This window comes from Streptomyces sp. (assembly GCF_031181555.1).
Taxonomy (GTDB): domain Bacteria; phylum Actinomycetota; class Actinomycetes; order Streptomycetales; family Streptomycetaceae; genus Streptomyces; species Streptomyces fimbriatus.
Window position 1 is genome coordinate 46,546 of the sequence record NZ_JAPSKQ010000028.1, and the last position, 5,214, is coordinate 51,759.

Annotated in this window: 3 protein-coding genes; all 3 read left to right on the top strand. The window is 72.6% G+C overall.

The features are described 5' to 3' along the window. The first annotated feature begins 75 nt into the window (after positions 1-75). Entirely contained in the window at positions 76-2,031 is a 1,956-nt protein-coding gene (locus RIM90_RS08925; RefSeq protein WP_309060053.1) for a Xaa-Pro dipeptidyl-peptidase, read from the top strand. After that, entirely contained in the window at positions 2,028-3,296 is a 1,269-nt protein-coding gene (locus RIM90_RS08930) for a M14 family metallocarboxypeptidase (protein ID WP_309060054.1), read from the top strand. Before RIM90_RS08925 ends, RIM90_RS08930 begins: the two co-directional genes overlap by 4 nt. Before the next feature lie 82 nt (positions 3,297-3,378). Next, positions 3,379-5,100, top strand: a complete 1,722-nt coding sequence (locus tag RIM90_RS08935; RefSeq protein ID WP_309060055.1) for a BCCT family transporter — start codon at positions 3,379-3,381, stop codon at positions 5,098-5,100. Positions 5,101-5,214: the final 114 nt, after the last annotated feature.

The window sequence follows — 5,214 nt, forward strand, 5'->3', positions numbered from 1 at the left end:
TTCGGCCACCGGCATGCCCACGACGCGCCAGATGCCCTCTTCTGCGCGGGAGTTGACCGATGTACCGTCCCGCGCATGCCGAAACGCACGCGCTTCACGACCTGGAGACCGCTCGCGACGGCGGCCACGGCCGCCCTGACGGCCACGCTGCTCACCCCGGCCGCGGCAGAGGCCGCGCCGCGCGAGAGCCTGCCCGTCCACTCCTACGACCACGCCATCCGCGAGGCCGTCTGGGTGGACACCGGACTCGACGAGGACCGCGACGGGAGGACCGACCGGGTCGCCGTCGACATCGTCCGCCCCCGCGAACCCGCACAGCAGGGCCGGAAGATCCCCGTCATCATGGACGCCAGCCCGTACTACTCCTGCTGCGGGCGCGGCAACGAGAGCCAGAGGAAGACCTACGACGCGAACGGCGACATCGTGGGCATGCCGCTGTTCTACGACAACTACTTCGTGCCGCGCGGCTACGCCGTCGTCGGTGTCGACCTGGCCGGAACCAACCGGTCCGACGGCTGCGTGGACGTCGGCGGACGTTCCGACATCCGGTCCGCGAAGGCCGTCGTCGACTGGCTCAACGGCCGTGGCAGGGCCTACACCACCCGCACCGGCGGCGAACGGGCCGAGGCGGACTGGACCAACGGCCGCACCGGCATGATCGGCAAGAGCTGGGACGGCACCATCGCCAACGGAGTCGCCGCGACCGGCGTCGAGGGCCTGGAGACCATCGTCCCGATCGCCGCCATCTCCTCCTGGTACGACTACTACTTCACCCAGGGCGCCCCGCTCTACGACTCCGGCCCCGACTGGCTGTCGCACTACGTCGAGAGCCCCGACGCCCGCGCCAAGTGCGCCGCCGTCCAGCGCGAACTCGTCGAGGGCGCCCCGCGCACCGGCGACCGGACGCCGCTGTGGACCGAACGCGACTACGTGCGCGCCGCGGAGAAGGTGCGGGCCAGCGTCTTCCTCGTGCACGGCATGCAGGACCTCAACGTGCGGATGCAGCACGTCGGCCCCTGGTGGGACGCCCTCGCGAAGAACGGGGTCGAGCGCAAGATCTGGCTCTCCCAAACCGGTCACGTCGACCCCTTCGACTTCCGCCGCGCGGAATGGGTGAAGACCCTGCACCGCTGGTTCGACCACGAACTCCTCGGCTACGACAACGGCATCGACCGGGAGCCGGTGGCCGACATCGAGCGCCGGCCCGACCAGTGGGTCACCTCCGCGACCTGGCCGCCGCGCGGCACGCACACCGCGACCCTGCGCCCCGCCCGGGGCCCCGAGCCGGGCGTCGGCACCCTGGGCCTGCGCAGGGGCAAGGGCACCGAGGCCTTCACCGACGACCCGCGGCTGAGCGAGACCGACTGGGCCGCCCGTGTCGACACATCGACACCGGACAAGGCCGGCTTCGTCACCGGACCGCTCACCCGCGACCTGCGGCTGTCCGGCTCCTCCGAGATCACCGTCACCGCGACGCCCAGCACCCCGACGGCCCACCTCTCCGCCGTCCTGGTGGACCTCGGCCCCGACACCATCCGCGACTACGCCGACGCCGGCGAGGGCATCACCACCCTCACCGAGCGCACCTGCTGGGGCGCGAGCACCGCGGGCGACAGCTCCTGCTTCAAGGAGACCCGCGCCAGGACCACCGAGGTCGACTTCACCGTCGTCAGCCGCGGCTGGGCCGACCTCGGCAACCACGCGAACAGCGGAAAGGGCGAACCCCTCACCCCCGGCAAGCGGTACACCATCACCCTCGACCTCGCGGCCACCGACCACGTCGTGCCCGAGGGGCACCGCCTGGCGCTGATCGTCGCGGGCACCGACCGGGGCCTGATCGATCCCCCGGCCGACACCCCGACGCTCACCCTCGACCTGGCCCGCACCTCCGCGCGCGTTCCGTTCGCCGGCGGAACGGCCGCGTTCGCCCGCGCCACCGCGGGCTCGCACGCCGAGCCCCGGGAGGCGGTCCTGGACGGCGTGGACCGGCCGAGCACCACTCCCCACCGCGTCCCCGGGGAGGCCCGGTGAAACGCGCCCTGATCCTCGCCGCCGTCACGCTCGCCGCCTCCCTCGTCACCGCACCGGTCCGGGCCGGCGAACACCCTCCGCCCCGTACCGGGTTCGAGGCGAGCGACGGTGCCCGCTGGACCACCCCGGACGAGGAGCAGCGGTTCCTCGCGGCCGTCGACCGGACGAGCAGCCGGGTCTCCGTCACCCGTATCGGCACGACGAAGCAGGGCCGGCCGCTCGGACTCGTCCGCATCGGCACCCGGCCCGCCTCCCACACGGTGCTGCTGGTGTGCAGCCAGCACGGCGACGAACCCTCCGGCCGCGAGGCCTGCCTCACCACGATCCGCGACCTGGCCCTCGCCGAGGACCGGCCCACCCGCCGCTTCCTGGAGCGCACCACGGTGCTCGTCGTCCCCACCGCCAACCCCGACGGCCGCGCCGCCGGCACCCGGGGCAACGGCGACGGCGTCGACGTCAACCGCGACCACCTCGCTCTGCGGACCGCCGAGGGCCGCGCCCTGGCCGCCGTCATCCGCGACCACCGCCCGGACGTGATCTACGACCTGCACGAGTACGGCGCCACACCGCCCTACTACGACAAGGACCTGTTCGACCTCTGGCCGCGCAACCTCAACACCCACCCGGCCGTCCACGACACCGCGCGGACCCTGTCCCGCGACTACGTGCGCCCCGCCGCCGAAGCCGCCGGCCACTCGACCGGCACCTACGGCATCTGGACCGACCCCGTCACCGGTGAACCGATCCGCCAGACCGCCGGCGACGGACAGGAACGCATCCTGCGCAACATGTCCGGAATCAAGCACGGCGTCGGCCTGCTCATCGAGAGCCGCGTCGACCCGCTCACCGACGCGGAGCGGACCGACCAGGCCCTCAACAACCGGCGCAGGGTGAACTCCCAGCTCGCCGCCCTCGAGGGCCTGGTGCGCTTCGCCGACGAGCGCCGCGGGCAGGTCGAGGCGGCCACCGCCGCGGCGCGCGCCGCCGGCCGCGCCGACACCGGCCCCGTGCACCTGGGCGGAGCCGACAACGACCCGCCCGAGCCCTCCGAGGTGATCCCCGATCCGCCCTGCGGCTACCGCCTGACCGCCGCCCAGTACGCGGACGTCGGGGACGAGCTCGCCCTGCACGGGGTGCGCGTCCGGCGGGACGGCGACGGCGTCCTCGTCCCCCTGCGGCAGTCGTCGCGGGCCCTCGTCCCGCTGCTCCTCGACGGGCGCGCCACGTACCACCTCACGGAGGGGGAACCCGAAACGTCCTGCTGAGAAGGTGAGTTTTGCGCCACACGTGGTAGGGGCTTCTCGGAAGAGGGCACTCCGCCCACGAGCTTGATGAGAGGTGCCGCCAGTGACGCAGAACCACCCCAGCGACAAGGATCACACGGCAGGCCCGCTACCGGGATCGGAAGCGGGCCTGCCCGGCCGGGAACGCCCCCGGACCGACCGGGTGGTGTTCGGTGTCACGGCCGTGCTCACCCTCGCGTTCGTGGTCTGGGGCGCCGCCGCGACGGACTCGCTCGAGGACGCCTCCAGCAGCATGCTCAGCGGGTTGATACACAACGGCGGTTGGGCGTTCATGCTGGCCGCCTCCGGCTTCGTCGTCTTCGCCCTCTGGCTCGCGGCCAGCCGCTACGGCCGGATCCACCTCGGTGCCGAGGGCGAGGAACCGGAGTTCCGCACCGTGTCCTGGGTCGCGATGATGTTCAGCGCGGGCATGGGCATCGGTCTGATGTTCTACGGCGTCAGCGAGCCGCTGGCGCACTACGTCACGCCGCCGCCCGGCACCGACCCGGCCGACTCCGGCGACCGCATGGAGACGGCCATGGCGACCACGCTGTTCCACTGGACGCTCCACCCGTGGGCCATCTACGCCGTGGTCGGCCTCGCCATCGCCTACAGCACCTTCCGCAGGCGCCGCCGGCAGACCATCAGCGCCGTCTTCACCCCGCTCATCGGGGCGAAGAACGCGGGCGGCGTCGGCGGGCGGGTCATCGACATCCTGGCGATCGTCGCGACCATCTTCGGCTCCGCGGCCTCGCTGGGCCTCGGCGCGCTGCAGATCGGCTCCGGTGTGCGGGAGCTCGGCTGGATGGACAAGGTGAGCACCGGGCTGCTCGTCGGCATCATCGCGGTGCTGACGGTGGCGTTCGTCGCCTCCGCGGTCTCGGGGGTGGAGAAGGGCATCCAGTGGCTCTCCAACACCAACATGGTGCTGGCGCTGGTCCTCGCCCTGTTCGTGTTCGTGGCCGGTCCGACGATCATCGTCCTCGACCTGCTGCCCACCTCCGTCTTCTCCTACCTGGGCGAGCTGCCCCAGCTGGCGGCCCGCACCGAGGCCAGCGGCGGCGAGGGAGTCGCCGACTGGCTGGGCAGCTGGACCGTCTTCTACTGGGCGTGGTGGATCTCCTGGACGCCCTTCGTCGGCATGTTCATCGCCCGCATCAGCCGGGGCCGTACGATCCGCCAGTTCATCGGCGGGGTCATCCTCGTGCCCAGCACCGTCAGCCTCGTCTGGTTCGCGGTCTTCGGCGGTTCCGCGATGAAGCTCCAGGAGCAGGGCAGGCTGGGGGAGGAGGCCACGCCGGAGGGCCGGCTCTTCGCCGTGCTCCAGGAGTTCCCCGTCGCCACGGCCACGAGCCTGCTGGTGATGGTCCTCGTCGGCATCTTCTTCGTCTCGGGTGCCGACGCGGCCTCGGTCGTCATGGGCACCCTCTCGCAGAAGGGCGCACTGGAACCGGGCCGCCTGGTGGTGGTGTTCTGGGGCGTCGTCACCGGCGCGGTGGCCGCGATCATGCTGCTCGTCGGCAGCGGCCAGGGCGACGCGCTGACCGGCCTGCAGAACCTCACGATCCTCGCGGCGGCCCCGTTCGTCGTCGTGATGATCCTCATGTGCGTGGCGCTCATGCGCGATCTGCGCCGGGACCCGCTCATCGTGCGCGGCGAGATGGGCTCCGAGGCGGTGGAACTCGCCGTCATCCAGGGCCACGAGAAGTACGACGGCGAGTTCGAACTCCGCATCGGCCCCGGCCGCGGTCCGGACGTGGAGGGAGACCCCATCGGCAAACACTGACCCCCGCGGCCCCTGCCCGTCCCGGGCGGCCCGGCCCCGGGACGACCGGGACGGGCCGGGGCCGCTCCCGTCCGGCCTCCGGCCTCGCCCGGCGAGGGCCGCCGGTCCGTCACC

What these genes read in the sequence shown, in the direction of transcription:
- RIM90_RS08925 (WP_309060053.1), top strand. Translation starts at nt 76, where the DNA reads ATGCCGAAACGCACGCGCTTCACGACCTGGAGACCGCTCGCGACGGCG.